This is a genomic window from Streptomyces sp. NPDC088116, assembly GCF_044741745.1.
GTDB lineage: Bacteria > Actinomycetota > Actinomycetes > Streptomycetales > Streptomycetaceae > Streptomyces.
Window position 1 is genome coordinate 47,540 of the sequence record NZ_JBIUTF010000005.1, and the last position, 25,866, is coordinate 73,405.

Genomic DNA, 25,866 nt, shown 5'->3' on the forward strand with positions numbered 1-25,866 from the left:
CGGAGGCTTGACGGCTCGGCTCGGCTCGGCTCGGCTCGACAGGGCTTGGCGCTCGGCGTGCCCGGCAGGGCTCACGGGCGGGACTGCCGGCCCGGGGCGGGTCGTGGGCGGGGCCTCATGGGCCGGGGCGCACGAGCGGGGCCTCACTGGCGGGGACGCGCAACCACAGTGGGACTCACTGCGGGAGCTGACAGTCGTACGCGGGTCCTGCCGCTCAGACGAGCCGTACGGGCTTCTCGGGCCGCACGCCCAGCGCCGCCAGCCAGGAACGGAGCGGCCTCGCGTCGCCGCCCTCGACCAGGCTGAGGACGCGTCCGGCGAGGTCCGCGCGGCGCTCGCCGTCGACCAGGAGGGTCGGCCCGTCCAGCCAGTCCAGGCCGGGGGCGGCGCCCGCCGTGTCGACAGCGGAGCAGCAGACCATCGCGGTGACATGGTCGGCGAGCAGCTCACGGCCGGTGCGGGGCGGCTGGAGCGGGAAGAGGGGCAGCGGGTCGGTGCCCCAGAGCGCGAGGGCGTCGCCCGCGGCCTCGGCCGGGGTGGGCGGGGCCGAGGCTTCCTCCCGGGCCAGCTCCGCGCTGATCCCGGCGGCCAGCGCCTCGCCGACCGCGCTGCCTGCGATGATGCCGTCCTCGCCGCCGGCACCGCTCTCACAGCCGATGTCGTCCCCGTACGCCCCGCCGCTGCCGCCGTGCCCGTTCCCGGCGTCCGGTACGGAAAGGTGGTCCATCACCCGGGCCAGGGTGGGCCCCGGAGTCAGGGTGGAGCCCGCGGCGTCGGCGGAACGCCGTACCCCCAGACCGTCCAGGACGCGGTGCAGCCTGGCCGCTTCCGTACGCCACTTACGGTCGACGACCTCTTCCGGATACTGCTGCCAGTCCACCGGGGACCAGTCGGGGCCCGCGTCGGCCGGGCCACCGTGGAACAGGCGGGCGGCGAGCAGCGAGGTCGCCTCGTCGATCGCGCCCGGCTCTTCGAGCAGATCGCAGGCGGGGCGCTCGCCGAGCCGGGAGGTGAAGCCTTCGGCGAGGCGGTCGCGGCGGGACAGCTCCGTAAGCGCCGACACCACCCCGGCGTCCAGGCGGGAGGGCCAGCGGCCCATGCGCCAGGCGGGCAGCGCGACCCGGGTCAGCAGCCGGTCCCAGCCGGCGTAGGCGAGGCCCACCTGTTCCTGCGCGACGATCCGCAGGCCGTAATCCACAGCCTGTGCACGCTCGGACGCGGCCGCGGCGACGCCCCGCTCCATCAGGGCGGCATGCTCGCCGCAGCCGCGCAGCAGCAGGCGGGCGACGCCGCCGACGAAGACGAGCGGCACCCCACGCACCGGCCCCCGGCCATGGCGCGCCGCGACGGCCACCGCCGCGTCGAGCCCCCGGACGAAACGGCGGGCGGCGGCTATGTCCGGGTGCGCGGAGGGCCCCGTACCGGCGACGACCGGCGCGAGCACAGCGCGCAGCTCGGCCACCCGCATCCACCACAGGAAGGGCGAGCCGATCACGAGGACGGGCGCGGCGGGAACCCGGCGGCGGTTTCCGCCGCCGACGGCGAGCGCGTGCGCCGGATGCGTACGGTCCTCCAGCCAGCTGTCGCAGTCCGGGGTGAGGGCTATGGCGGAGGGCGCGGGCACATCGAGCCGCTCGGCGAGGTCGCGCACCAGCCGGTAGAGATCGGGGGCGGCCTGCTCGTCGATCCCGACGGTGGGGCTGAGGGCGGGCCTGGCGCGGGCGATCACGGTGGAGACGGCGGCGGCGAGGAGGAGCACGACCACCGCGAGGCCCGTCACGGCCCAGCGGACGGTGTCCCAATTCTCGCCACGGACACGGCCGGTGGCCCCACCGACGAGCAGCACGACGGCGAGGGCCGCGGGCAGCAGCGCGACGGCGAGCGCCCGGCTGCGAATACGAAGCACGGCGAGAGCCCGGACGCGGGCGCCCTGAGCACCCACCTCGTCACCAATACCGGAACCGGAATCGGAGCCGCTGCTGGATCTGGAACTGGAGCCTGAACTGGACATCGTCGGATCTCACCCCCTCTGCCGTGCCGCTGCCGGTGCTCACTCCCCCACTGTGGCACCAGCCACTGACATCGCAATGCCGGTGGGCCAAGTGCCGGAACGCTTGCGCCGCACCCTAGTTGGACCCCAGGAGCCCGTCATCCGGATGGCCTATTCGTCACCCGATGGAATGGCTCTGGTCAAAGCTGCTGACGCGACGGGATTCGCAGGTCGTCCTGGGGGAGGGCGGCTTCGGAGGCCGGGGTCGCGAGGCCGGATATCGGAGGCCAGATTTCACGCGGGGCCCTGGGCCGCGGGCCCTGGGGCGGTGCGCGGGAGGTGAGGGACGCGTGACGAGGGACGAAGGGCGTGGCGAGCGGCGTGGGCAGCGGGCTGCGGGCTGCGGGCTGCGGGCTGCGGGCTGCGGGCTGCGGGCTGCGGGCTGCGGGCTGCGGCGAGCCGTACCGGCCCGGACAGTTGTGAACCCCGGCCGTCCGACCGGGGTCCACCATCACGTACGCGTCCGCAATGGGTCTACGCGGTGCGCCTGTCCGTGAGCGCGCCTTCCGTGAGGCGCGTCACGTACGGCGCGATCAGGCCTCCGCGGCCTCGCGCGCGATGTCCGTACGGTGCTGGGAGCCTGCCAGGCTGATCCGGTTCAGCGCCGTGTACGCCCGCTCGCGGGCCTGCTTCAGGTCCTTGCCCGCGGCCGTGACCGACAGCACGCGGCCACCGGCGCTGACGACCGTATCGCCGTCCAGCCTGGTCCCGGCGTGCAGAACGTACGCGTCGGGGGCATCCTGTGCCGCGATCTCGTCCAGGCCCTCGATCGGGTCGCCGGTGCGCGGCGTGTCCGGGTAGTTGTGCGAGGCGACGACCACCGTGACCGCGGCGTCGGCGCGCCAGGTCAGCGGGGGGAGATCTCCGAGCGTCCCGTTGGCGGCGCCGAGCAGGACACCGGCCAGCGGGGTCTTGAGCCTGGCCAGGACCACCTGGGTCTCCGGGTCGCCGAAGCGGGCGTTGAACTCGATGACCCGTACGCCCCGGCGCGTGATCGCGAGACCCGCGTACAGCAGCCCGGAGAAGGGCGTACCGCGGCGGCGCAGTTCGTCGACCGTGGGCTGGAGGACCGTCTCCAGGACTTCGTCCACCAGCTTGGGGTCGGCCCACGGGAGCGGGGAGTACGCGCCCATGCCGCCCGTGTTGGGGCCTTCGTCGTTGTCGAGGGCGCGCTTGAAGTCCTGCGCGGGCTGGAGCGGGAGGACCGTCTCGCCGTCGGTGATGGCGAAGAGCGAGACCTCGGGACCGTCGAGGAACTCCTCGATGACGACCCGGCCGCAGGCGAGCGCGTGCGCGCGGGCCGCGGCGAGGTCGCCGGTCACGACGACACCCTTCCCCGCGGCGAGCCCGTCGTCCTTGACGACGTACGGGGGGCCGAACGCGTCGAGGGCGTCGTCGACCTGCTCCGGGGTGGTGCAGACGTAGCTGCGGGCCGTCGGAACGTTCGCCGCGGCCATCACGTCCTTGGCGAAGGCCTTGGAGCCCTCCAGCTCCGCCGCCTCACGGGACGGGCCGAAGCACGGGATGCCCGCGCCCCGTACGGCGTCGGCCACCCCCGCCACCAGCGGCGCCTCGGGCCCGACGACGACGAGCCCGGCCTCCAGCTCGGTGGCGAGGCGGGCCACGGCCGCGCCGTCCATCGCGTCCACCGGGTGCAGCTCGGCCACCTCGGCGATCCCGGCATTGCCGGGGGCGCAGTACAGAGCGCTGACGTCGGGGTCGAGGGAGAGAGAACGGCACAGGGCGTGTTCGCGGGCGCCGCCGCCAATGACAAGGACCTTCACGGAAAGCAGCCTAACCGGGACACCGTGCCGTTCCGTCTGCGGGCCTTGGAGGGGACACCGAACCCAGACCCGCTAGTCGTTCGTGTATTCCTCTACGACGGTCGCCCCGAGTTCGCGCATGATCAGGTCGTGGCCGGAGAGCGCGGAGTCGACCAGGTCCGGATCGTCCTCCTCCGGAATGTCGTCCTCCAGGGACACCGGGGGGCGCTGGGCGGGTCTGTTGTCGTCCCTGGGCGGCTCGGACCGCGCGGGGGCGGAGCCTCCGGAGCCCGTGGACCCCTGGGACGCGGACGCCGACGAGGAAGGAGCGGCGGATCCGTCGGGGCGCTGCCCCTGGGAGGGACCCGGGCGCGGCTCCGTCGGGCGAGGCGCGGAGCCGCCAAGGGAGCCGTATCCACCGCTCGCAGCTGAGGCGCTCGCGCCAGGGCCATTCCCGCCCGGACCGTTCCCGCCCGGACCGTTCGTGCCTGGACCGTTCGCGCCTGGACCGTTCGCGCCTGGACCGTTCGCGCCGGGGGCGCCACCGCCGTACCCGCCGGAGCCGACCGCTCCGCTACCGCCTCCGCCGAAGCCACCGCCACCGAAGCCACCGCCGGTGCCTCCGCCGCCCGTGGACGGCGGGGCCGTCCCGCCCGACGGGTCGATGATCGCTTCGATCTTCCACTGCACATGGAACTGCTCGGCGAGCGCCTGCTTGAGAACGTCCTCGCTCCCGCTGCTCGTGAAGTTGTCACGGGCGCCCGCGTTGATGAAGCCGACCTGGAGGGTCGTGCCGTCGAACCCCGCCACCTGCGCGTTCTGGCTGAGCAGGATCCAGGTGAAGCGGCGGCGGTTCTTCACGGCCTCCAGGATGTCCGGCCACATGTTCCGTACCTGCCCGGCGCCCTGCGTCATGCCCTGGCTGGGCGCGGCGGCAGCGGGGCCCGGCCCGGTGGGGGCGGCCTGAGCGGGCGGCACGGCCGGCCTCGACGCGGCACCCTGTCCTTGTCCTGGTGCCGACGCGGTGGGCCAGCCGCCGGGACGGCGACCGCCCTCGGGAGCGGAAGAGCCCGGCGCGGCGGCACCCGGCCATGCCCCGGGCCGGGGCGGCTCGGCGGCGGGTTCGGAGCCAGGAGCGGGTTCGCGAGCGGCGGGCGCGGCCGACTCGGGTACGGCTGGAGCCGGCGGGGCGGCAGGGGCTCCTGGGGCGGCCTGTGGCGCCCCTCCCTGGGCTGCCGCCGCATGCGGTACGGGGGCGTGGGCCTCGGGTCCGGGGACGTACCCCATCGGGGGGCCCGGCACGTATCCCGCCGCGGGGCCGGGACCTCCGGCCGAGAACGCCGCCCCCGCGGTCGACGCGGCGGCCGCCACGCCTCGCTCCAGCCGGTCGAGCCGCGCCTGCACCGAGCGCTCGTCGTCAAAGGCCGCGGGCAGCAGCACGCGCGCGCAGATCAGCTCCAACTGGAGCCGGGGCGAGGTCGCCCCACGCATTTCCGTCAGTCCCGTATTGACCAGATCGGCCGCCCGGCTCAGCTCGGCAGCGCCGAAGACCGACGCCTGAGCCTGCATCCGCTCGACCACATCGGCGGGCGAGTCGATCAGCCCCTTCTCCCCGGCATCCGGCACGGCGGCCAGGATGACCAGGTCCCGCAGCCGCTCCAGCAGGTCGGCGACGAAGCGCCGCGGATCGTTACCGCCCTCGATGACCTGGTCCACGACCTCGAACGCCGCGGCCCCGTCACCCGACGCGAAGGCGTCGACGACGGAATCCAGCAGCGACCCGTCCGTATAACCGAGCAGAGCCGTGGCCATGGCATACGTCACACCGTCGTCGGCCGCGCCGGCGAGAAGCTGGTCCATGACGGACATCGAGTCACGCACGGACCCGCCCCCGGCCCGTACGACCAGCGGCAGCACCCCGTCCGCGATGGGGGTCTGCTCCTTCCCGCAGACCTCGCCGAGATATTCGCGCAGGGTCCCCGGCGGCACGAGCCGGAACGGATAGTGGTGCGTACGCGACCGGATCGTCCCGATGACCTTCTCGGGCTCGGTCGTCGCGAAGATGAACTTGAGATGCTCCGGCGGCTCCTCGACCACCTTCAGGAGGGCGTTGAAGCCCGCCGAGGTGACCATGTGCGCCTCGTCGATGATGTAGATCTTGTAGCGGCTGCCCGCGGGCCCGAAGAACGCCTTCTCGCGAAGATCACGGGCATCGTCCACACCACCGTGCGAAGCGGCGTCGATCTCGATGACATCGATCGACCCCGGCCCGTTCCTGGCAAGGTCCCGGCAGGACTGGCACTCACCGCACGGCGTCGGCGTAGGCCCCTGCTCGCAGTTCAGACAGCGCGCGAGGATGCGCGCGCTGGTCGTCTTCCCGCAGCCACGCGGCCCACTGAACAGGTAGGCATGGTTGACCCGGTTGTTCCGCAGCGCCTGCTGCAGCGGATCAGTGACATGCTCCTGCCCGATGACCTCGGCGAATGACTCGGGGCGATAACGGCGGTACAGCGCAAGGGACGACACACCTACGACGATATCGGCCCCCTACGACAACGCGCCCGGACCACCACCCGTCAACGCAAGCGCCCCTCACGCACCCGCCAGAGCCAACCTACCCTTGCTGCCTTCCGGCCCTGGGGGAGTTCAGTCAGATAGCGCCACGTGAGGGGCTCCGCACACAGTACCCGATCCCAGCGGCCCAGATCGAGCCGGTGACCGGCCCCCCTGAACGTGTTCGCGAGCACTCCCCAACGTCTTGTATTGTTTGCGGCGGAGGATTCGCCTAGTGGCCTAGGGCGCACGCTTGGAAAGCGTGTTGGGGGCAACCCCTCACGAGTTCGAATCTCGTATCCTCCGCCATTGCTCTCACCGGGCAATACGTCGAAGGCCCCCACCGCTTGCGGTGGGGGCCTTCGACGTTCCGTGGTTGCAGTTTTGGTTGCAGTGCCTGGCAGGGCACTCTGCAACCCGGACGACGGGGCGGCGGGGCGGCGGAGCGAGTGCACGGGCAGCTTGCGCCCCGGGGTGCCGAACCCAGGTCTCGTTGCTCCGCTCGGTGCATCAGCCCGGATGACTAGGCTGCGTGCCTCCGCGGCCGACTTGGACGCAACCTCGCAAGGACGTAGGGGTACCTCAGTCAATGACCGCATGGGCCCCCATCCAGCCGTAACAGCGTCATAGCATCAGTACGGCTCACTCCCCGTGCAGCGATGGGTCGACATCCACCCCGGAGGTTCAGCTTCATGATCCCCAGCGACGCAGGCAATGCGATCGATCGGTTGCGTAAGCACCTGACCGGCGCCACGCGCCTGGACTCGCTGTCGGAGTCGTTTTCCCTCTTTGTCTACGAGACGCTCCAAGACGAGTTGGCCGAGGTCGAACTGCGTCTACTCCTGCACGGCCACAGTCTCGACGAGTTCCCTCTCAACGGGCTCGGGGAGGAGAACCTCAAGCGCGCACGGCTGGACCAGCACCGCATAGCCCATGCGTTCGTGGCCTGGGCCGAAGAACACCTCCGGGCAAGAACGCTCAAGCGGCGCACTCGGGGCACCTGGACGAGCATCGATGGTCCGTTCCCCTACGTAGTCGACGGCGTAGGTCTCGAGGCCGAGAGCCTTGGCCTGGTGGCATCCCAAGACCTGTACTTCCCCCTGGAGAGCACGGACGCAGACAAGGTGGCGCAGACCGTCGTCAACTTCGAGCGACTGTGGTGCGACGATGCGACCACCGGCTCCATCCAGGAAGAGTTTCTCGCCGCAGCCCGGGCCCTCTTCGAGGACAGGGCCCCTGAGTCCGTCTACTTGCGCGTCCTGACCTCCCTTTTCAAGGACTTCGTCGAGGAGGCCGGTGAGGAGACTGCCGAGCGCGGCAAGACCGGCTTCTACGACTCCGTCGTGTGGAACAAGCTCTACAAGTTCCAGCGCGACGGTGTGCTCGGCGCGATCGAGAAGCTTGAGCGCCACAACGGCTGCATCATCGCCGACAGTGTGGGCCTGGGAAAGACATTCGAGGCCCTTGCGGTGATCAAGTACTACGAGCTGCGCAACGACCGTGTCCTTGTCCTGGCACCCAAGCGGCTGCGGGAGAACTGGACCATCTACCGCGGCAATGACAACCGCAACCCACTGGCCGAGGATCGGTTCCATTACGACGTCCTCAACCACACTGACCTCAGCCGCACCAGCGGGTTGTCTGGGGACATCGATCTGGCCAACACTAACTGGGGCAACTACGACCTCGTCGTGATTGATGAGTCTCACAACTTCCGCAACAACCCGCAGGTCAAGGGCAGGATGACCCGCTACGAACGCCTCATGAACGAGGTCTTCAGGAGCGGCGTCAAGACCAAGGTCCTGATGCTCAGCGCCACGCCCGTGAACACCCGCCTGGCCGACCTCAAGAACCAGGTCCTGTTTGCCACGGAGGGTGACGATCAGGCCCTGGCCGCAGACGGGATCAAGAGCATCGCGGGGACCCTGGCTAAGGCCCAGAAGCACTTCAAAGAATGGCAGCACACGCCTAAGGCCACCCAGAGCACGAAGTCTCTAGTCAGCACGCTTGGTATGGACTACATCCGGCTGTTGGACCTGGTCACGATCGCTCGCTCGCGCAAGCACATCCAGAAGTACTACGGCACCAAGGACGTAGGAAAGTTCCCCGACCGACTGGTCCCGATCAACCTCACCCCGCCCATCGACATGGCCAACACCATGATCCCGTTGGAGCAGATCAACCAGTCGATCCTGCGCTTGAACCTGGCAGCCTACAAACCCACCTCCTACGTCAGCGCGAAGTATGAGAACAAGTACGCCGCCTTGTATGACCAGAAGGTCCGCACTGGCGGTCAGCGCGTGTGGAAGCAAACCGACCGCGAGAACAACGTGGTTCACCTGCTGCGGGTGGGGCTTCTCAAGCGCCTGGAGTCTTCAGTCAACTCCCTGGGCAAGACTCTCGGCAAGATTCTCGCCACCATGGACAGTGCGATCGCCAGCATCAACGCCTACGAGGCAACGGGGGATGAAGGGAACTCCATCGACGGCTTCGCCAACCTGGAGAACATCGACCTGGACGACCCCCAGTTCGAGGACACCGTAGGTGGCAGCGTCAAAGTGTTCCTCGCCGACATCGACCGAGTCAGGTGGAGGCAGGAACTCCAGCAGGACCGAGACACCGTGGCCGCTCTACTGTCCGAGGTGAAGGCGGTCGACGTCCCCCGCGACGCCAAGCTAGCCCGGCTCAAGCAGTTCCTGCGCGACAAGGTCGAGCACCCCACCAACGCCGGCAACCGCAAGGCCCTCGTTTTCACCGCGTTTAGCGACACAGCCGACTACCTATACGAGCATGTGGGCCGCTGGGCCATCGAGGAGCTGGGTGTGCATGTGGCCCTGATCACCGGGCAGACCACCCGAACCACCCTCCCGATGAAGCGCACCCACATGATCGATGTGCTCACCGCGTTCTCGCCTCGCTCCAAGGGCGGCGATCTGACTTCGCCGCAGATCGACATCGTGATCGCCACCGACACCATCTCCGAAGGCCAGAATCTTCAGGACTGCGACACAGTGATCAACTACGACATCCACTGGAACCCTGTGCGCATTGTCCAGCGATTTGGGCGCGTAGACCGCCTGGGCACCACCAACGCCAGCGTCCAGCTAGTCAACTTCTGGCCCAACTTGGATCTGGACGCCTACATCAATCTTGAGAAGCGCGTGTCCAGCCGCATGACCCTCCTGGATGTCTCCGCGACTGGCGAGGAGAACGTCCTGGACCTCACGTCCGGTGACATGAACGACCTCGACTACCGGCGCAGACAGCTGCAGCAAATGCAGGACACCGCCCCCACCATGGAAGACCTCGCCGGTGGCCTCAGCATCACCGACCTGACCCTCTCCGACTTCCGCATGGACGCCGCCGCACGCCCGCGCAAGGAGATCCAGGAAATCACCGGATGGCCCTTGGCCCTGTTCGGCGTCACCCGCTTCGACAAGACTCTGGCCGAGGATGGGCTCGCTTCCGGAGCGGTGTTCCTCCTGCGCGTGCGAGACGACGCGTTCACCTTCTCCAAGGCATACCCGCTGGCCCCGTACGTGCTCGCCTATGTGACCGATGACGGAAAGCTCGCCCATGCGATCGAGGAACCCAAACTGGCCCTCGACGTCCTGCGCCACCACTGCCTGGGCGATTCCGAACCTGACACCGCCGTCCTCAAGGAATTCGAGAGAACAACCAGGTCGGGCAAGTCCATGACGCACTACCGCGGCCTACTGGACGTAGCGGTCCGCGCGGCTTCCGGCAGGGCCGAGGAGAGCATGGTGGCCTCCCTGTTCTCCGCAGGCCCATCCCAGCTGGGCACGGACACCGTCGCGCCCGGCCTGGAAGCCGTGGACGTGGTCGCCTGGGTGGCGGTCATCCCGTGACTGACAAGCCCCACAAACATGAAGGCGTCAGCCTGCTCGGCTTGCCCGAGGCAGCGCGCCAGCAGCACCGCATCACCAAGAAGATGCTCGCTGCGCAGTTCGAGGACCAGGCACCTGCCGACGCACGCCTGATCACCAAAGCCGTGACCTTGGCTCAACTGGTTGGGATTCTGCGACCGGAGACCATCCAGGTGCCGAAACATCAGGGCAGCGAGCGCACCGTCGTCGACATCCCAGTCTTGGAAGTCGTCCTGGCAGACAAGATGACAGCGGCCGACCGCACCCGTGTGACCGAGCTCGTCCACCGCAGCATGGCCAAGCCTGTGGTGCTCTTCGCATACATGCCTGACGGCGCCACGTCTCTCTCCTTGGCGCTCAGCCATGTCAGCCGCACGGACCCCACCCGGTCGACGTCCGTGATCGACGCACACGTCATGGTGCCGACCGAGCAGATCGAACCAGGAGCCCTGCACCTGGACCGGCTCGACCGCACAGACATGTGGGCGCTGTACCGCGACCTCGTACGCACCGCCGCAGCCGACGGGCGCCCCGTCGGCACGGCCCTGCAGGCAACCGACGCCATTGCACTGCGCCGACGGCTGACCGACCTGGAGGTCGAACTGACCACCGTCGTACGCGACGCTAGACAGGCGAAGAATCAGCAACGACGTATCGAACTCAACACGCAAGCACGGACGCTGCGCGCACAGGTCGAACGTGTCAGAGGCACCCTCTACCGTCCCGACCAGGACCTCAGTGCCACCTGACGAAACGACGCCCCGCCCCTTCCAACTCTCCGCAGAAGAAAGACATCCCTGTGACCCTGGACTTCGAACCCGTCAGCGATCTGACCGGCTCCGGCGAGGCCAAGTCGAACATCGCTCTCCTGGCCCGTCTCTTTCCTGACGCCGTCGTCGACGGCACCGTTGACGTCGACGCGCTCCGTGACTTGTTGGGTGACGACGTCGCCACCGACACCGCCGACGCATTCGGCCTGCGTTGGCCCGGCATGGCCGAGGCCCGGCGACTGTCCACCCTCCCTCCGACGGACACGTTCCTGCCCAAGCCCGATGAATCCGTGGACTGGGACACCACCCGCAACATCGTGATCGAGGGCGACAACCTCGAAGTCCTACGCCTGCTGCGCCGCGGATACACCAACGCGGTCGACGTGATCTACATCGACCCGCCCTACAACACCGGCAACGACTTCGTCTACGACGACAAGCGCACGACCTCACAGGCAGAGCACGAGACAACTGCCGGCCAGCGCGACGATGAAGGGGTGCTCCAGGTCGGCGAGGGGTCCGACCGCGCCCAGGACCGCAAGGCCGGCGCCTCGTTGCATACGAAGTGGCTGTCCATGATGTACCCGCGTCTTCTCGTTGCTCACCACTTGCTCAAGGAGACGGGTGTCATTATCGCCTCCATTGACGACACTGAGCACGCGCGCCTCAAACTCCTGATGGACCGAGTATTCGGCGCGGAGAACTTTATCGCGAATATCATCTGGCAGGGCGGGCGGAAGAACGATTCCCGATACGTTTCGGTGGGCCACGATTACATGCTGATCTACGCGAAGAATGAAGGCTCACTTCGCGATAGCGGTGTACGTTGGAGGGAAGAGCGACCAGCGGATGAGGCGACACGGGAGGCAGCACGGATCGCTTGGGCCAAGTCTGACCATAACCCCGAAAAGGCGACTAAACTAATGAAATCCTGGATCTCTTCACTACCGGAGGGGAATCCAGCAAAAGAAAACAACAGGTTCTACGAATTCGATCCGGATGGCAGGGTATTCCGCAAACGCGATATCTCTTGGCCCGGAGGAGGCGGACCCAAGTACGACGTAATTCACCCCAGCACTGGCCTTCCGGTGCGAAGCCCTGAACGCGGGTGGCGATATTCAAACCCGGAGCGAATGCAACAGGATATCGATGCCGGCCTCATCGCATGGGGAAAAGATCACACCGAATACATCAACCGAAAGACGTATCTAGATTCCGGAGATGGGATGGTTCCCACCTCGGTTTTCGAAAAAAAGAGGACAAGCTCCTCGAATGCGCTCGATGCACTCCTTGGTGATGGAGTATTTGGCCACCCCAAGGACGTCAGCGTCCTATCCCGCTGGATCTCTCTCGCGTCCGATAACTCGAAGAGCGCACTGATCCTCGACTTCTTCGCAGGCTCTGGCTCCACTGGCCATGCTGTTATGGAGCTCAACGCAGCGGACGGCGGCGACCGCCGGTACATTCTGGTCCAGCTTGATGAGCCCGTCGGAAAGAACGACTACGACACCATTGCAGACATCACACGTGAGCGACTGCGTCGTGCCAGCAAGCAGTTGGCATCGAAGCTGACCATTGACGCTGCCAACATCGACACCGGCTTCAGGTCGTACCGCCTTGCCTCCAGCAACGTGAGGGCTTGGGACGGCAAGCCCGACCAGCTTGACCTGCTCGGGGCCGTCGACAACCTCGCTGCCGGGCGTACCACAGACGACCTGCTGGTTGAGACGATGCTGCGATTGGGCGTGGACCTGATCACGCCGTTGGAGACGCGTGAGATCGCTGGCAGCACGCTGTACAACCTGGCCGGTACTCTATTCGCCTACTTCGGCACCGACATTACGGTCGAGCGCGCGAACGAGGTCGCCAAGGCCCTGGTGGCCTGCCGTGACGAAAACCCGGGCGACGCTGACACCACGGTCGTCGTACGCGACACGGGCTTCGTCGACTCTGCCGCCAAGCTCAACTTCGCCGCTGCTCTCGAGCAGTCCGGCTTCACGACGCTGCGGAGTATCTGAATGAAGTTCTCCTTCGACGCGGACCTCGACTACCAGCGTGATGCCATCGACGCGGTCACGGGTCTATTCAGGGGCCAGGAGGTTATGGCCTCCCAGTTCACCGTGCACGCTCACCCGGCCGCCCACGCCGGCTTCGAAGGGTTCTCCGACCGGGGTTACGGCAACATGCTGCGCCTGGACCCGGAGACGATCCTGGCCAATCTGCACGAGGTGCAGAACCGAACCGGTCTGGCTCCGGAGCCGTCACTGGACTCGATGAACTTCACCATCGAGATGGAGACCGGCACCGGCAAGACGTACGTCTACCTGCGCACCATCTACGAGCTCCACCAGTTCTACGGGTTCACCAAGTTCATGGTCGTGGTGCCGTCCGTAGCCATCAAGGAGGGCGTCGAAACGTCCATCCGGATGCTGCGCGAGCACTTCGGAGCCTTGCACGGTAACCCGCCGATGAGCTTCTTCCAATTCGACGGCGGCAACCTGTCTCGCGTGCGTTCTTTCGCCACCTCGTCGAGCATCCAAATCATGATCGTCACCGTCGCGTCGATCAACAAGAAGACCAACAAGATCTACCAGCCGGCCGAAGACCTCGACTTCGAGGTACCCGCTGACCTTATCCGGGCCACCAACCCGATCATCATCGTCGACGAGCCGCAGAGCGTGTACGGCGATACCGGTATCGGCAGCAAGAAGGGTGCAGGTCGCAGCGCGCTGGAGGACCTCAACGCCCTGGCCACCCTGCGCTACTCGGCCACCCACTCCAAGGGCGACAAGGCCAACCTCATCTACCGCTTGGATGCCATCGCCGCCTACGAAAAGCAGCTGGTCAAGCAGATCGAGGTCGACTCCCTGGTCACCTCCGCCAGCGGGACGACTCCGTACGTCAAACTGCTCGGAGCGACACGAGGCAAGGGTGCAGCGTTCACGGCACGGGTCGAAGCGGACGTCGAACAGGGCAATGAGATCAAGCGCAAGGCTGTCACCGTGGACACCACGTCACGCAGCAACCTCGCGGACGTGACCGGCCGTGACCTGTACAAGGACCTCACCGTGGTTGCCATCAACGCTGCCCAGGGGCAACAGAGCATCTCCTTCGACACCGTCGCGCAGCCGCTGAAAGTCGGCGACAGCATCGGCGACGAGGTCAGCGTCCATGAGCGAGCCCGTCAGATGATCGCTCAGACCATCAGGCAACACCTTGCCAAGGAGCAGGAGTTCGCGATCCACGGACGCGACATAAAGGTGCTTAGCCTGTTCTTCGTTGATTCCGTGGCCAAGTACCGCGAGTACAGCCCTGAGGGTGAGTCGCTTCCCGGGGAGTATGTGCGGATCTTCGAGGAGGAGTACGCGCGTATCGCCTCCGAGCCACAGTTCAACACCCTGCTGGGCGGCTGCGCTGCCGACAAGGTCGCGAAGGAGGCTCACCAGGGGTACTTCTCCGTCGATCGTCGCAAGGGAGGTACCGAGGTGCTGGTGGAAACCAAAGAGACGACAGACAAGGGACGCCAGCAGGCGGGTCTGGCCTACGAGCAGATCATGCGGGACAAGGTCGGGCTGACCACTCCGGGCACCCCCCTCCGGTTCATCTTCAGTCACTCCGCGCTACAAGAAGGCTGGGACAACCCCAACGTCTTCCAGATCTGCGTCCTGAGGAACATGGGCACCGAGCGATGGCGGCGCCAGTCTATCGGTCGTGGCCTGCGCCTGTGCGTGGATGGTTCCGGCAACCGTGTGCACGGCTTCGACATCAACCGCCTGACCGTGATCGCGAACGAGTCCTACGAGGAATTCGCCGACCGCCTCCAGCGCGAAATGGCCGAAGACCTGGGCATCCAGTTCGGCGTCATCACCGTGGACGGCTTCGCGCGCCTGTCCTTCAAGACGGAGGAAGGGGAAGTCGTCCCTGTGGGCTCGGCCGCGGCGCAGTTGCTGTACCAAGCCCTGTTCTACGAGGGGTACATCGACGCCAAGGGAAAGGTGCAGGACGGGCTGCGCCAGGCCGTGCAGAGCGGCGACGCGAAACTCGTGAAGATCATCAGCGATTCCGTGGACTCCGAGTCCGCGGCCAAGGCAGTGCTCGGACTGATCAAGCGCCTGGCCAAACCAATGGACGTCAAGAAGGCCGGCGAACGCATCGCGGTTCCCCTCATCCAGGAACGCCTACAGAGCCCTGAGTTCCAGGAACTGTGGGATCGCATCCGGCACCGCACGGAGTACCGCGTCGAGATCGATGAAGCCAGCCTGCGTGCCGCGATGGTTAAGGCGTTGCGCAACATGCTTCCCGTACCCAAACGTCGGGGCGAGTGGCTCACGCACCTTGTGAAGCGCATCGACCAGAGTGGCCTGACCGCGGAAGCCGCCGCAGCGCGCCGTGCGGACGTCACCTACGCCGACAGCGAGGACCTGCCTGACATTCTGTCCGTCCTTGCGGACCGCACCCAGCTGACCCGTGCCACGCTCGCTCATGTCCTCACTGACTCCGGCACGCTCGGACAGTTCCGAGACAACCCGCAGGCATACATCGACCAGGCAAGCCGCCAACTCAATATCACTAAGGCTGGTTTCCTGGTCAAGGGACTGCGCTATGAGCTGGTGGACTCCTCGCGCCCCGAGGCAGACCGCCGGTACGCGCTCGACCTGTTCCGCGAAGCCGACCTCGCCGGGTACATCGGCCCCGGAGGAAACATCGTCACCGATGCAGACGGCAACGCGGTCTCGTTCGAGAAGAAGTCCGTCTACCGGCACCTGGTGGTCGACTCGAAGCCGGAGAAGAACTTCGCGCTCGCCCTACTGCAGCGCTCTGAGGTCAAGACCTTCGTGAAGCTACCATCCTCGTTCAAGATCCCGACCCCACTGGGAAGCTACAACCCCGACTGGGCCCTGACCATTGAACGTACCGATGGCAGCCGCTACATCGTCTTCGAAACCAAGGGCGTCAACGAGCTCGAACTGATCCGTCCCATGGAGCAAGACAAAATCGCCTCCGCCCGCATTCACTTCGACACGGTTAAGGACAGAGTCGGGATCAACGACCTCGAGTATGAGGTCGTTAATGGCATTGAGGCTGCGACTGCCGTAATGGAACGACCGTAGCCCCACCCAGCTCATACCTGCGCAGGGCTTCGGACAGATCGGGCGAGCCCTGCGCAGGTGCTGGAGTCAAAACACCCCGATCGTCAAACCTCCGTGTCGCCGTACTCGCTGGGGTTTTTAGCACGGTTCATGGCTTGTGCGCATGCCTCAGCGAAGGCGGTCGCGACGACGCCTTTGTCCGTGCCGCGGACCTGAGCCTCGACCTCCTGACCGGGCCGACGCGTGGTGTGCCAGCGCACCAGCAAGTCTGTGTAGAGGTCAGCGTCGAACTCCCAGGCCACTACCGACCAATGCTCATCGTGGCCGATGTGGAGCCGGTCGCCGCCGGGCAGGTACACGGCGTAGGCGTGGTGGACGATGCGACGGTCCGGCATCCGCTCGCGGATGGCCAGTGCGCCGCCAGGGCCCTCGTGCTCCCATTTCTCCCGGTCCCATTCCTCGACCTCCGCAGGATGGCCGGGATGGTCGGCTCCCCACTGTGAGGCCACCTTGTCCGCGTGCTCGCGGTACAGGAAAGGGACGCGGCGATCGCCGAGGAGAGCCACGTACAACGTCGACTCCACCGGAACGGGGGGCCGGCTCGGGCCGGGCGCGGCACCTCCCGTGGCTGATTCGAGCGCATGCGGCCTTGGGCCCCACAGCAAATCGCCGACCTTCGCAGCCGTCTGCTGGAGCACCTGGCCGGTGACGTGCTGGTAGCGGCGACGCATCCGGGCGGACTTGCCGGGCTCCCAGCCCATGATGCGATCGACGATGGCTTCGGGGACGCCGAGGATCAACAGAACCGTCGCTGCCGTGTGACGGGCGTCGTGGAGGCGGCCGTCGCGGACCTTCGCCGACTTCAGCAGGTCTTTCCACCTGTGAAAATCGGTGTTGGGGTTCAGCGCCTCGCCGGTGGGTGAGGTGAAGACGTACCCCTTCTCCACCCACAAGTCGCGGGCAAGCACTCGTTCGCGTTCCTGTTCCGCCTTGTGCTGGCGCATAAGAGCAACGAGCTGCTCGGGCACGCCGATGGAGCGCTTGCCCGCACGGGTCTTGGTGTCCTTCGTCTCGCGCCGGACGTTGATCTTCTGTGGGCAGTAGCCGGCCTTACGTCCGCACTTATTGCCGCAGCCGTGCTCGTACCGGGGCCGCAGGCGACCACGGCGGACGAGGATCACGCCGTTCTCGAAGTCCACGTCCTCCCACTTGAGGCCGAGTACCTCGCCCTGCCGCAGGCCGAGCGCAAGCGCGATGACCCAGCGGGCGGCGTTGCGCACCTTGATGGCCTCGGCGAGGAGGCGCTGGACTTCTTCGAGCGTGTACGGCTCGACTTCCTCCTCATCCACCTTGGGCGCCTTGGCAATCAAGGCAGGGTTGATGGTCAGGTGGCGTCGGCGTACGGCCTCGTTGAGCGCCGTCTTGACCGTCCGGTGCGCCTGATGGGCGGTGCCGGCAGAACTTCCGGTCGCCTGCATCTTCTGGTAGAGGCGCTCCAGGTGCTCGGGTTCCAGCTTCGCGAGGCGATGGGCACCCAGGCCGGGGATGAGGTGGTGGTAGACCGCTACGCGGTAACCGTCGATGGTGTTCTCACCGACGTTGGGCGCGGCAATGTTCTCCACCCAGTGGGTCAGCCAGGATTTGACCGTCCAGGTCTGGCCTGCCTTGCGAACGCCGGTGGAGTCGCGCTGCTTCTCCAGGTCGCGTACAGCCTTGGTGACCTCGGGGCGAGTCTTGCGACTGATGTGGCGGCGGTCGGGGGTGCCGTCGTCTTTGACGCCAACGGTGACGTAGCCGTGCCAACGGCCGTCCTTGCCGTGGAAGATCGAGGAAGCCCCGTTGGGCTGGCGAGAAGTTGCCATGGTCGCCTCCTCAGGCCGCGGTCGTGTAGTCCGCTGCCTTGGGGCGCCTGGCTAGGAAGTCGGTCACCGCCTCGGCGGGTATACGGCGGAGCCGGCCGATCTTGACGGAGGGCATCTCGCCGGAGGTGACGTACTCGTACAGCTTGGTGCGGCCGATGCCGATCCGGCGGGCGGCTTCGGCAACCGTGAGGCCGACGAGGGTGGAATCACCGTGGTTGGTGTCGCGCTGGCTGACCAGGGCACGCAAGGCGGTCTCGGAAACGCCGAGAAGCTGGGCGATCTGGGCGACGGGCAGGTCGTTTTCAGGCAAGGGGAAGTCCTTCTCCTGGCCAGGTACGGGGCGGCAACCCCGGCCTGGCCGGTTGATCTGGGGATGAGTGCGGTGCGTTTCCCGTGTCCTGGGGGCTTGCGGTCCCAGGCCGGGGCGGTGAGACGAGCTATTCGTCAGAGGGGGCGTCGGCGTGATCCGCATCGGGCAGGGGTCCGGAGATCTCCGCGTTCATCTTCATGACGCTCTCTGCAATGGCGTTGGAGACCATCAGCTCTGCCTCTTCGCGGATATCGGGGTGCTCTGCGATGTAGGCATCGAAGCTTTCGCGAGCCTGGGCGAAGGCGTGCTGGGCACGCTGAGTCGCTTGCTGGGCTGCTACGACGTTGTCGATGAGTTCCATGGCCCGGCCCTTCGCGGCGAGCTGCGGGGGGCCGGCGAAGTTCCGGAGGCCGACGCCGAAGACCTCGGCGAACCCGATGGCTTCGTCGAGGTTGATGCGGCGCTTGCGGTTCTCGATGCGCCACACTGCGGACGGGTTCATATCGAAGCCGGCCTCATTCAAGCGTTCCGACAGCGTGGTCGTGCTCCAGCCGCGCTTGTCGCGTTCCAGCTTGATGCGTACAGCGGCGTTTTCCTCGCCGCTGAGCAGGATTCCCTCCGGAGTCCCGTCGTCCGCCATCCGCCTCTCCTTCCTGTCGCAGGGCACGTCTGCGGGTTGCAGCCGAGCTACAACCATAACATGGAATCTGCATATCGCAGAGACCTACTGCGTCTTGCACAGTACGCAATCGCCGCCTCACTCTCTGCGCATCGCAGAGAAGTGTTGCCATTCGCAGATCATGTGGCATACTTGTAGTCCACCCCGACCGCCGACCAGAGCCCCCGGACACAAAAAACCCCTCGGTGTGCACCGAGGGGTTCAAAGCGCAAACCTCACAACCGCCATCCCTAGCGATCGACCTGCCTGGCCGGGATTGCCGTCCCAAATGGCCCGCAGGAGGAGCTTCGTGAATCAGGGTACGCCCCTGCCCTCGTACTCGCCATCCCCCATCGCAACCGGCGCCGAGCCACCTGATGCCCCGCACGCACCGTTCAACAACGACGCCGAATGCGCGGTGCTGGGTGCCTGCATGCACGACAGGACCGTCATCGACACGGTCCGGCCCGTACTGGGCGACGATGCCTTCTACCGACCCGCGCACGAGACGATTTGGCGCGCTCTGCTGGCCCAGCGCCGCGAGGACAAGCCGACCGACCCCATCGTCCTCACCGAACTGCTCCAGCGCCAGGGCGACCTGCAGCGCGTCGGCGGCCCCGTCTACCTGCACCAGCTCGCAAACGTGCTCTACGGCGCCAGCAGCGCGGAATACCACGCGGAGATCATCCGCCAGAAGGCCGACCTCCGCCGCCTGCATGCCTCCGCCGTCCGCACCCTCCAGCGAGCCGAGGAGCCGGGTGCCGATCCCGAGGCAATACGCAGCGAGATAGAAGCGGAGGTGCGCGCCGAGCGAGAGCGGACACTGGCCTCGGGGCAAGGCCGCCTGAACCGCTTCGCCACCGACGGGTCGACCTTCGTCCAGGAGACCGGCGCGGACACAGAACCCCTGTGGGGAACCCGTGAGAAGACGGTCTGGGCCTCCGGCGAGAGCCTGATGATCGTCGGCGCTCCAGGCGTCGGCAAGACCACCCTGGCCCACCAAGTAATCTTCGCCCGTCTCGGCCTGCAGGAGACGGTTCTGGAGATGCCTGTGGCCCCCAGCAGGCGGGTGCTCTACCTCGCCATGGACCGGCCCAAGCAGATCGCCAAAGCCATGAAGCGCCGCGTCTTCGACACCGACGAAAAGATCCTGCGCGAAGGGCTCGTCGTCTGGGAGGGGCCCTTGCCCGCCACCCTGGACAAGGAGCCCGACCTCCTCGCCGAACTCGCCGCCGCCCACCAGGCCGACACCATCGTGATCGACAGCCTCAAGGACGCGGTCAGCACCATGGTCGACGACAGTCTCGCCGTCGCCTTCCACAACGCCCGCAACCGTGCTCTGCGAGGCGGCGTGGAAATCCTGGAGCTGCACCACCAGCGCAAGGCCACCGCCGACGCCCCGCGAGGCCAGCGCCCCGCCCTCGACCAGGTCTACGGCTCCACCTGGTACGTCTCCGGCGCGGGCAGCGTCCTGTTCGTCACCGGCAAGGCCGGCGATCCCGCCGTCACCCTGCACCACCTCAAGACCCCCACCGGCGAGATCGGCCCGCTGGACGTCACCCACGACCACGTGCGCGGCACCACCACAGTCGACCCGACCAAGGACCCCGCCGTCCTCCTGCGCACTGCCCCGAACGGGCTCACCGCGCGTGACCTGGCGACCGTACTGATCGGCGGAGGCGAGCCCGAACGCGCCGACGTCGAAAAAGCCCGACGTCACCTGAGCCGCCTCGTCGACAGCGGCCTGGCGACCAGGGCTGACGGTATCGCCGGAGGAGCCGGAGGCGGTCAGCAGACCCGTTTCTACGCCTCCGCCCGCCACCTCGCCTCCGTCGGCTGAACGCCCACGACGCCTGCGCGGAGCGTTCACGCGACCGTTCACGCGGCCTTCGCCGGCGCACACCATCGCAGACCGCTCACAGCGTGCACGCTCACCGCGAAACCCCAGGTCAATCGATCACGGCAGCGTCCACGCCGTACACGCGCCCAAGCGATCACGCGCGGGCCCCCCTTTAGAAGGGGGCCCGCGTGAACGCCCCCTCCGTGAACGCCCTTCCGTCCCACCCTGCAAACTCCGCTTCCCCACCTTGGAGACCGCCCGTTGCACTCCCCTGCCCCGAGCCCCCTGGCAGCTCTACGCAGCAGCCCCAGCATCCGCGCTGGCATCGCCCAGCTCCCCACCCGCCTCGGCCGCCGAGGACGAGGTCCTCGCCAGCATGACGACCCTGGCGATGCTCGCCGAACGCCCGCCCCTGTGCCCGCTGGGGGCGTCGCGTTAACCGCACGGGACGCTTCACCCTCGTCGTCGGTCTGATGGCCGTCGTCCTCATGGCCTTCCGTGTTTCGTGGAACGCGCTGTCCGACGTGGCCCGCGCCATCGGTGCTGACTCCACCGCCGCCCTGCTCTACCCGATCGTGGTCGACGGACTGATGGCCCTCGCGCTGGTCGCTACGCTCGCGCTGACCGGTCCCGACCGGAAGTTCGCGCTGCGAGTCCTGGCGGCCTACACGGTCGCGAGCCTGCTGCTGAACTACGTGCACGGTCTCATTCCGGCCCTGCACACCACGTCGATCCAGTGGGGCCGACTGACCGACTGGGACCCCGCGAACCTGGCCCTCGTGCTGCTGGCGACGTCGCTCCCGGTCGGGTCGATCTACTTCGGGTCGGAGCTCGTGGCGAAGGTGCTGCACCACAGCCCCGAGTCTGCCGACTCCGCCGAAGCGGCCCCGGCCCAGTCGGTCAGCCCGCAAGCTGACGAGTCAGCCGGCGAGCAAGCCAGCAACCAGACCGCACGGTCGACGTCTGACCAGGCCGAACTGGCCCCAACACAGCTGACTGAGTCGACCCCCGAGAAGGTCGCCGAGGCTCCCGCGGCGGGGCCGACCGAAGCTGCCGCATCAGCCCCCTCACCCGCTGCCCGACCGACCCGGTCGCCCACCGTGAGGGAGTCGACCGGAGCCGCCCCTCGTCGGCCGACCGGTCGGGTCCCCGCCGCCGCCAAGTCGACCACCGACCGCGTCCGCACCGACACCGAAGTCCTCAACGAGGCACGACTCCTGACCGCCGACTGGAGCGACGACCGGCTGACCGCCGCGCGGTTGCGCAGCGAGCTACGGATCGGCCAGAGCCGCGCCCGCGCCCTACGCGACCAGCTTCAGACTGAACGCACCGGTCAGGTCGAGCCCGATTCGTACGACGACTACGAGATAGAGCCGCTTGCCGGACTCGACAGAGCCGTCTCCCAGCAGCATGGCGAATCCGGCGCAACCACCGTCGGCATGTCCTGATCCTCCCAAACGCACCGATCGCTCCCCCTCCCGGCTCCCCGCCCCCGTGCAGACAGCACGGGGCGGGTACCACTCACATCTGAAAGGCCCCTCTTCCATGCCCCGTTCGACCACACCCGTCTGGCACTGCGACGACAATGCCTGTCCGATCTGCACCGCGCCGGAACGCGACGAGAGGGCCCCACTGCGCTGCGCGATCCTCACGCTGCTGGAACACGGCCGGTGGATGGCCTGCGACGAGATCCCTCTGCCCGACATCCTCTCCGCCGGCGGCGACTACCTGCGCCGTCTGAGGGACACGGTCGGTGACGGCACCCCGGTGCCCGCCGTCGAGCAATGGGCCTGGCTCGACGCCGAACTGCGCTTGGCCGTAGCCCGCGCAGCCGGACTGGATGCCGTCAGCACCCTCGACCCTCGCATCGACAAGGTTCTGACCACCGCTGCCCGCCGCACATCCCGGCGCCAGGTGGATCTGCTCGATCTCGCGGCCGAGCAGCTCGCCGAGCTTTGCGCGCGATCACGAACCACCTGAATTCACCAGGAACCCGCACCGTACCCCCGACACAAGGACATCCCGTCATGCGCGACCAGTACCCCAAACCCTCCATCAGCTACGAGGAGATGAGGAAGGCATCCACCACCACGACGGGAGCAAGTTGTCGGGTAAGGAGTCCTTACCCGGCCTCCGCCCCAGGGGAGGCGGAGGCTTCCGGCGCTGAGGCGGCACCGGAGTCGGTCGGCCCGGGGGTGCCGACCGAGGGAGGGACCAACACTCCTTCGCCGCTCGACCCGCACAAGCCCGTGCCACGCCGCCGACTGCGTGACCGCCAGCTGCGCGAGCGCCGCGTCCACCCCCGCTACAACGACCACGAGTTCGACCTCGTCCAGCACGCTGCCGCCGTGAGCCAGATGGCACCCGGCGGCTACGTCGCTGAGAGCTCGCTGGCCGCCGCACGCGCCGACGACCCCACCGCCGCCGTGGCCGACTACCGCGCCACCGTAAAGGCGCTGCTCGCCGCGAACGGGCAGCTCGGCCGGGTCGGCAACAACCTCAACCAGCTCACCGGACACCTGAACAAGGACGGCGACATGCCCGCAGCCGACACCGTCCTGCGGATCCTCCACCGCGTCGAGGCATCTGTGGATGCGCTGGACGGTGCCGTCGCCCGGGTGATGGAGGGGCGGTGAGTCGGTGATACCCAAGATCATCCTTGGCCAGGGCGGCACCCGCGGACTGATCCGCTACCTCTTCGGCAAGGGGCAGGCGAACGAGCACGTGGATCCACACCTGGTGGCATCCTGGAACGACTTCGCACCCGACCCCGGCCGCAGCCCGCACCGCGACCCCAAAGCCGTGGAGAAGCAGCTCGCCGCACAGCTCGACCAGCCCGTGCGAATGCTGGGCAACCGCGCACCACAAACCACCTTCTGGCACTGCCCCGTCCGCGCCGCCCCCGAGGACCCGATCCTCACCGACGCCCAGTGGGCGGACATCGCGCGCAGGATCGTGGCCGCCGCCGGCATCGCCTCCGATGGCGACGAGAAGGCGTGTCGGTGGGTGGCCGTGCGCCACGCGGACGACCACATCCACATCGCCGCCACCCTGGTTCGCCAGGACGGACGCCGCCCCCAGCGCAACCACGACAAGCGGGCCGTGCAGAAGGAAGCCCGTCAGATCGAAATCGACCACGGGCTACGTCAGTTGAAAGCGGGCGATGGGACCGCTGCCAAGCACCCGACCAGCAAAGAACACTTCAAGGCCAAGCGCCTGGGCCAGGACACCACGGCCCGCGAAGTTCTCCGGACACGTGTGCGAAGGGCGGTCGCCGCCGCAGACAGCGAGACAGAGTTCTTCTCGCTGCTGGAGGCTACCGGCGTAACCGTGCGCCTCAAGTGTGGGCCGTCCGGCGACGCACTCGGATGCAACTTCGCGCTGCCCGGCAACACCAACGAGAACGGCGATCCCGTCTGGTTTGCAGGATCCACGCTGTCCCCCGATCTCTCCTTGCCGAAGATCCGCGAACGCCTCGCCACCAGCGTTCCCGAACCGGTTACCGCCCGGCCGAGCAATCCGTGGCACGAAGCCACCGCCGCCACCGAACGCATCCCCCACCACCTCTCCGCCGCCGACGACCCCGCCGCCCAAGGACAGCTGGTCGCTCTCGGCGCAACACTCGACCTGCTGCCCATCACCGCGCCGGCCGCAGCCAGGGCCGAACTGCAACAGGCCGCCATCGTGTTCGAGCGCGCTACCCGCTCCCGCATTACCGCCGACCTCGACAGCACCCGCGTACTGCGCCGCAGCGTCCAGGCAATCTGGCGTGACCGCCCCCAGGACAAGGACGGTGCCGGATTCGCCATGCTCCTGGACGCTGCATTCACAGCGGTTGCTTTCGCGGCCCACTGGCACCGCACCCGCCAGAACGCCCAGCAGGAGGAGGCCGCCGGGCGGGCTCTCCTCCACCTGCGGGCAGCCTACGGACAGGTCGCCGAGCCGGTCCTGGCCGGCCTCGCGCGTCGCGCCCCCGCCCAGCAGACGAAGCGCCGCCTCGCCCACCACATCCAGCAAGCAGTACCGGAGTACGCCGAGCGCATTCTCAATGGCCCCGCCTGGGACGCGCTCGCCACCGTCCTGGCCGAGGCAGAAGCAGCAGGGCACAACGCGGCCACCATCCTCAGCCAGGCACTGGGCCAGCGCACCCTGGAAGACGCCCACAACCCCGCCCGAGCGCTGACCTGGCGCATCCGCCGCCTCAGTCAGCGCCACGCACCCGGCCCGCGGGCCCAGGCCGCCAGGGCCCCAAGCACCACACAACGGACCGGTGTCCCAGCCCATTCGACGACCGCGGCTCCTCCCCCGCAGCGGTCATCGGCTCGGCGGCGCTGACCAACAAACGAGCGCAACATAGACGACGATCGCCGGTTAGCCAAACCGGCGATCGTCCGGAGAGTTGATGCCTCGACCCCCACTCCGGAAGGACTCCCTGTATGGCCATCACCGACACCCCGACCCCGTGCCATCGTTCTCCTCACCGACATAGACGCCTCCCGCAGCGACGAACCCGATCACCTTTCCACCACGACGGGCGCCCGTTCACCACTGCCGAATACGAGCTGCTCTCCACCTGCACGCCGACGGAGATAGACATCGCAGTCGCGCACATGCAGCCGGTTGGCGACTGGATGAGTGAACGCCAGACGGTGCAGAAGGCCCTCATCGGCCTGTACATGAAGTACGCATACCAAATGCCCGATGCCTTTCCGGATAGCGTCTACGACCTCATGACCGAAGAGGACTACTCGGAGTTCGAGCGCCTGGCCGACATCGTTAGCGCCGACGATGCCTTCGAAGAGCACACCGGACACGAACAGGACTGATCGGCTGAAACCAACGGGCCGCGCTTCAGGGCTCCGTCTGTCGCACAGCCTCCGCAGGGTCGCGTACCCATCCACGTGAGCCCCGGCCCCGCACATGCCGCAGGCCCGACCGGAATCACCGGCCGGGCCTGCGGCATACCCACGAGTTCAAGTGGTCACACGAGCTTTCGCCACCGCCTTCTCCACGAGGTCGACGACCAGCGCGACGGACCCGAGACTACGCAGGGGCGAGCCGTGCCCAACCGCCCAGGCAGTGA

General features: G+C 67.4%; 16 protein-coding genes, 1 tRNA gene and 1 other RNA gene. 11 read left to right on the forward strand and 7 right to left on the reverse strand.

The window, feature by feature from the left end:
* Positions 1–214 precede the first annotated feature (214 nt).
* The 4 genes from ACIOJD_RS20775 to ffs form a co-directional block, all read right to left on the reverse strand.
* Positions 215–2,011: a hypothetical protein gene (locus ACIOJD_RS20775; RefSeq protein ID WP_401915670.1), complete on the reverse strand. Its 1,797-nt coding sequence runs from the start codon at positions 2,009–2,011 to the stop codon at positions 215–217.
* A 572-nt stretch (positions 2,012–2,583) separates the two neighbouring features.
* The gene (gene purD, locus ACIOJD_RS20780) at positions 2,584–3,834 is read right to left on the reverse strand and encodes a phosphoribosylamine--glycine ligase (protein WP_401915672.1); all 1,251 of its coding nucleotides are present in this window, start codon (positions 3,832–3,834) and stop codon (positions 2,584–2,586) included.
* A 72-nt stretch (positions 3,835–3,906) separates the two neighbouring features.
* Entirely contained in the window at positions 3,907–6,339 is a 2,433-nt protein-coding gene (locus tag ACIOJD_RS20785) for a DNA polymerase III subunit gamma and tau (protein ID WP_401915675.1), read from the reverse strand.
* Positions 6,340–6,391: 52 nt separating this feature from the next.
* Positions 6,392–6,490, reverse strand: an RNA gene (gene ffs, locus ACIOJD_RS20790) — signal recognition particle sRNA small type.
* Positions 6,491–6,587: 97 nt separating this feature from the next.
* Between ffs and ACIOJD_RS20795 the strand changes: the two genes are divergently transcribed.
* From ACIOJD_RS20795 to ACIOJD_RS20815, 5 genes are all read left to right on the forward strand, one after another.
* Positions 6,588–6,675 (forward strand) — tRNA-Ser (locus ACIOJD_RS20795).
* Between the two features lie 383 nt (positions 6,676–7,058).
* Positions 7,059–10,235, forward strand: a complete 3,177-nt coding sequence (locus ACIOJD_RS20800) for a helicase-related protein (protein WP_401915678.1) — start codon at positions 7,059–7,061, stop codon at positions 10,233–10,235.
* Positions 10,232–11,002 carry a DUF4391 domain-containing protein gene (locus ACIOJD_RS20805; protein ID WP_401915680.1) on the forward strand — a complete coding sequence of 257 codons (771 nt, stop codon included), beginning with the start codon at positions 10,232–10,234 and terminating at the stop codon, positions 11,000–11,002. Before ACIOJD_RS20800 ends, ACIOJD_RS20805 begins: the two co-directional genes overlap by 4 nt.
* 50 nt (positions 11,003–11,052) lie before the next feature.
* A complete protein-coding gene (locus ACIOJD_RS20810) occupies positions 11,053–13,041 on the forward strand; it encodes a site-specific DNA-methyltransferase (RefSeq protein ID WP_401915682.1) in 1,989 nt (662 codons plus the stop codon).
* Positions 13,042–16,134, forward strand: a complete 3,093-nt coding sequence (locus ACIOJD_RS20815; protein ID WP_401915684.1) for a DEAD/DEAH box helicase family protein — start codon at positions 13,042–13,044, stop codon at positions 16,132–16,134.
* A gap of 83 nt (positions 16,135–16,217) precedes the next feature.
* Here the strand turns inward: ACIOJD_RS20815 and ACIOJD_RS20820 are convergent, their stop codons facing one another.
* The 3 genes from ACIOJD_RS20820 to ACIOJD_RS20830 form a co-directional block, all read right to left on the reverse strand.
* The gene (locus ACIOJD_RS20820; RefSeq protein WP_401915687.1) at positions 16,218–17,975 is read right to left on the reverse strand and encodes a tyrosine-type recombinase/integrase; all 1,758 of its coding nucleotides are present in this window, start codon (positions 17,973–17,975) and stop codon (positions 16,218–16,220) included.
* A gap of 10 nt (positions 17,976–17,985) precedes the next feature.
* On the reverse strand, positions 17,986–18,285 hold the full coding sequence (locus tag ACIOJD_RS20825) for a helix-turn-helix domain-containing protein (RefSeq protein ID WP_401915689.1): 300 nt from the start codon (positions 18,283–18,285) through the stop codon (positions 17,986–17,988).
* Positions 18,286–18,412: 127 nt separating this feature from the next.
* Complete coding sequence (locus tag ACIOJD_RS20830) at positions 18,413–18,925, reverse strand: helix-turn-helix domain-containing protein (protein ID WP_401915692.1); 513 nt, start codon at positions 18,923–18,925, stop codon at positions 18,413–18,415.
* 328 nt (positions 18,926–19,253) lie between these two features.
* Between ACIOJD_RS20830 and ACIOJD_RS20835 the strand changes: the two genes are divergently transcribed.
* From ACIOJD_RS20835 to ACIOJD_RS20860, 6 genes are all read left to right on the forward strand, one after another.
* Positions 19,254–20,783 (forward strand): DnaB-like helicase N-terminal domain-containing protein, encoded by a 1,530-nt coding sequence (locus ACIOJD_RS20835; RefSeq protein WP_401915695.1) that lies wholly within the window; start codon positions 19,254–19,256, stop codon positions 20,781–20,783.
* 473 nt (positions 20,784–21,256) lie between these two features.
* Positions 21,257–22,231 (forward strand): DUF2637 domain-containing protein, encoded by a 975-nt coding sequence (locus ACIOJD_RS20840; protein WP_401915697.1) that lies wholly within the window; start codon positions 21,257–21,259, stop codon positions 22,229–22,231.
* Positions 22,232–22,328: 97 nt separating this feature from the next.
* On the forward strand, positions 22,329–22,763 hold the full coding sequence (locus ACIOJD_RS20845; protein ID WP_401915699.1) for a hypothetical protein: 435 nt from the start codon (positions 22,329–22,331) through the stop codon (positions 22,761–22,763).
* A 47-nt stretch (positions 22,764–22,810) separates the two neighbouring features.
* Positions 22,811–23,419 (forward strand): plasmid mobilization relaxosome protein MobC, encoded by a 609-nt coding sequence (mobC, locus tag ACIOJD_RS20850; RefSeq protein ID WP_401915702.1) that lies wholly within the window; start codon positions 22,811–22,813, stop codon positions 23,417–23,419.
* Positions 23,420–23,423: 4 nt separating this feature from the next.
* Complete coding sequence (locus tag ACIOJD_RS20855) at positions 23,424–25,118, forward strand: relaxase/mobilization nuclease domain-containing protein (RefSeq protein ID WP_401915705.1); 1,695 nt, start codon at positions 23,424–23,426, stop codon at positions 25,116–25,118.
* Between the two features lie 101 nt (positions 25,119–25,219).
* Entirely contained in the window at positions 25,220–25,609 is a 390-nt protein-coding gene (locus tag ACIOJD_RS20860) for a hypothetical protein (RefSeq protein ID WP_401915708.1), read from the forward strand.
* Positions 25,610–25,866 lie beyond the last annotated feature (257 nt).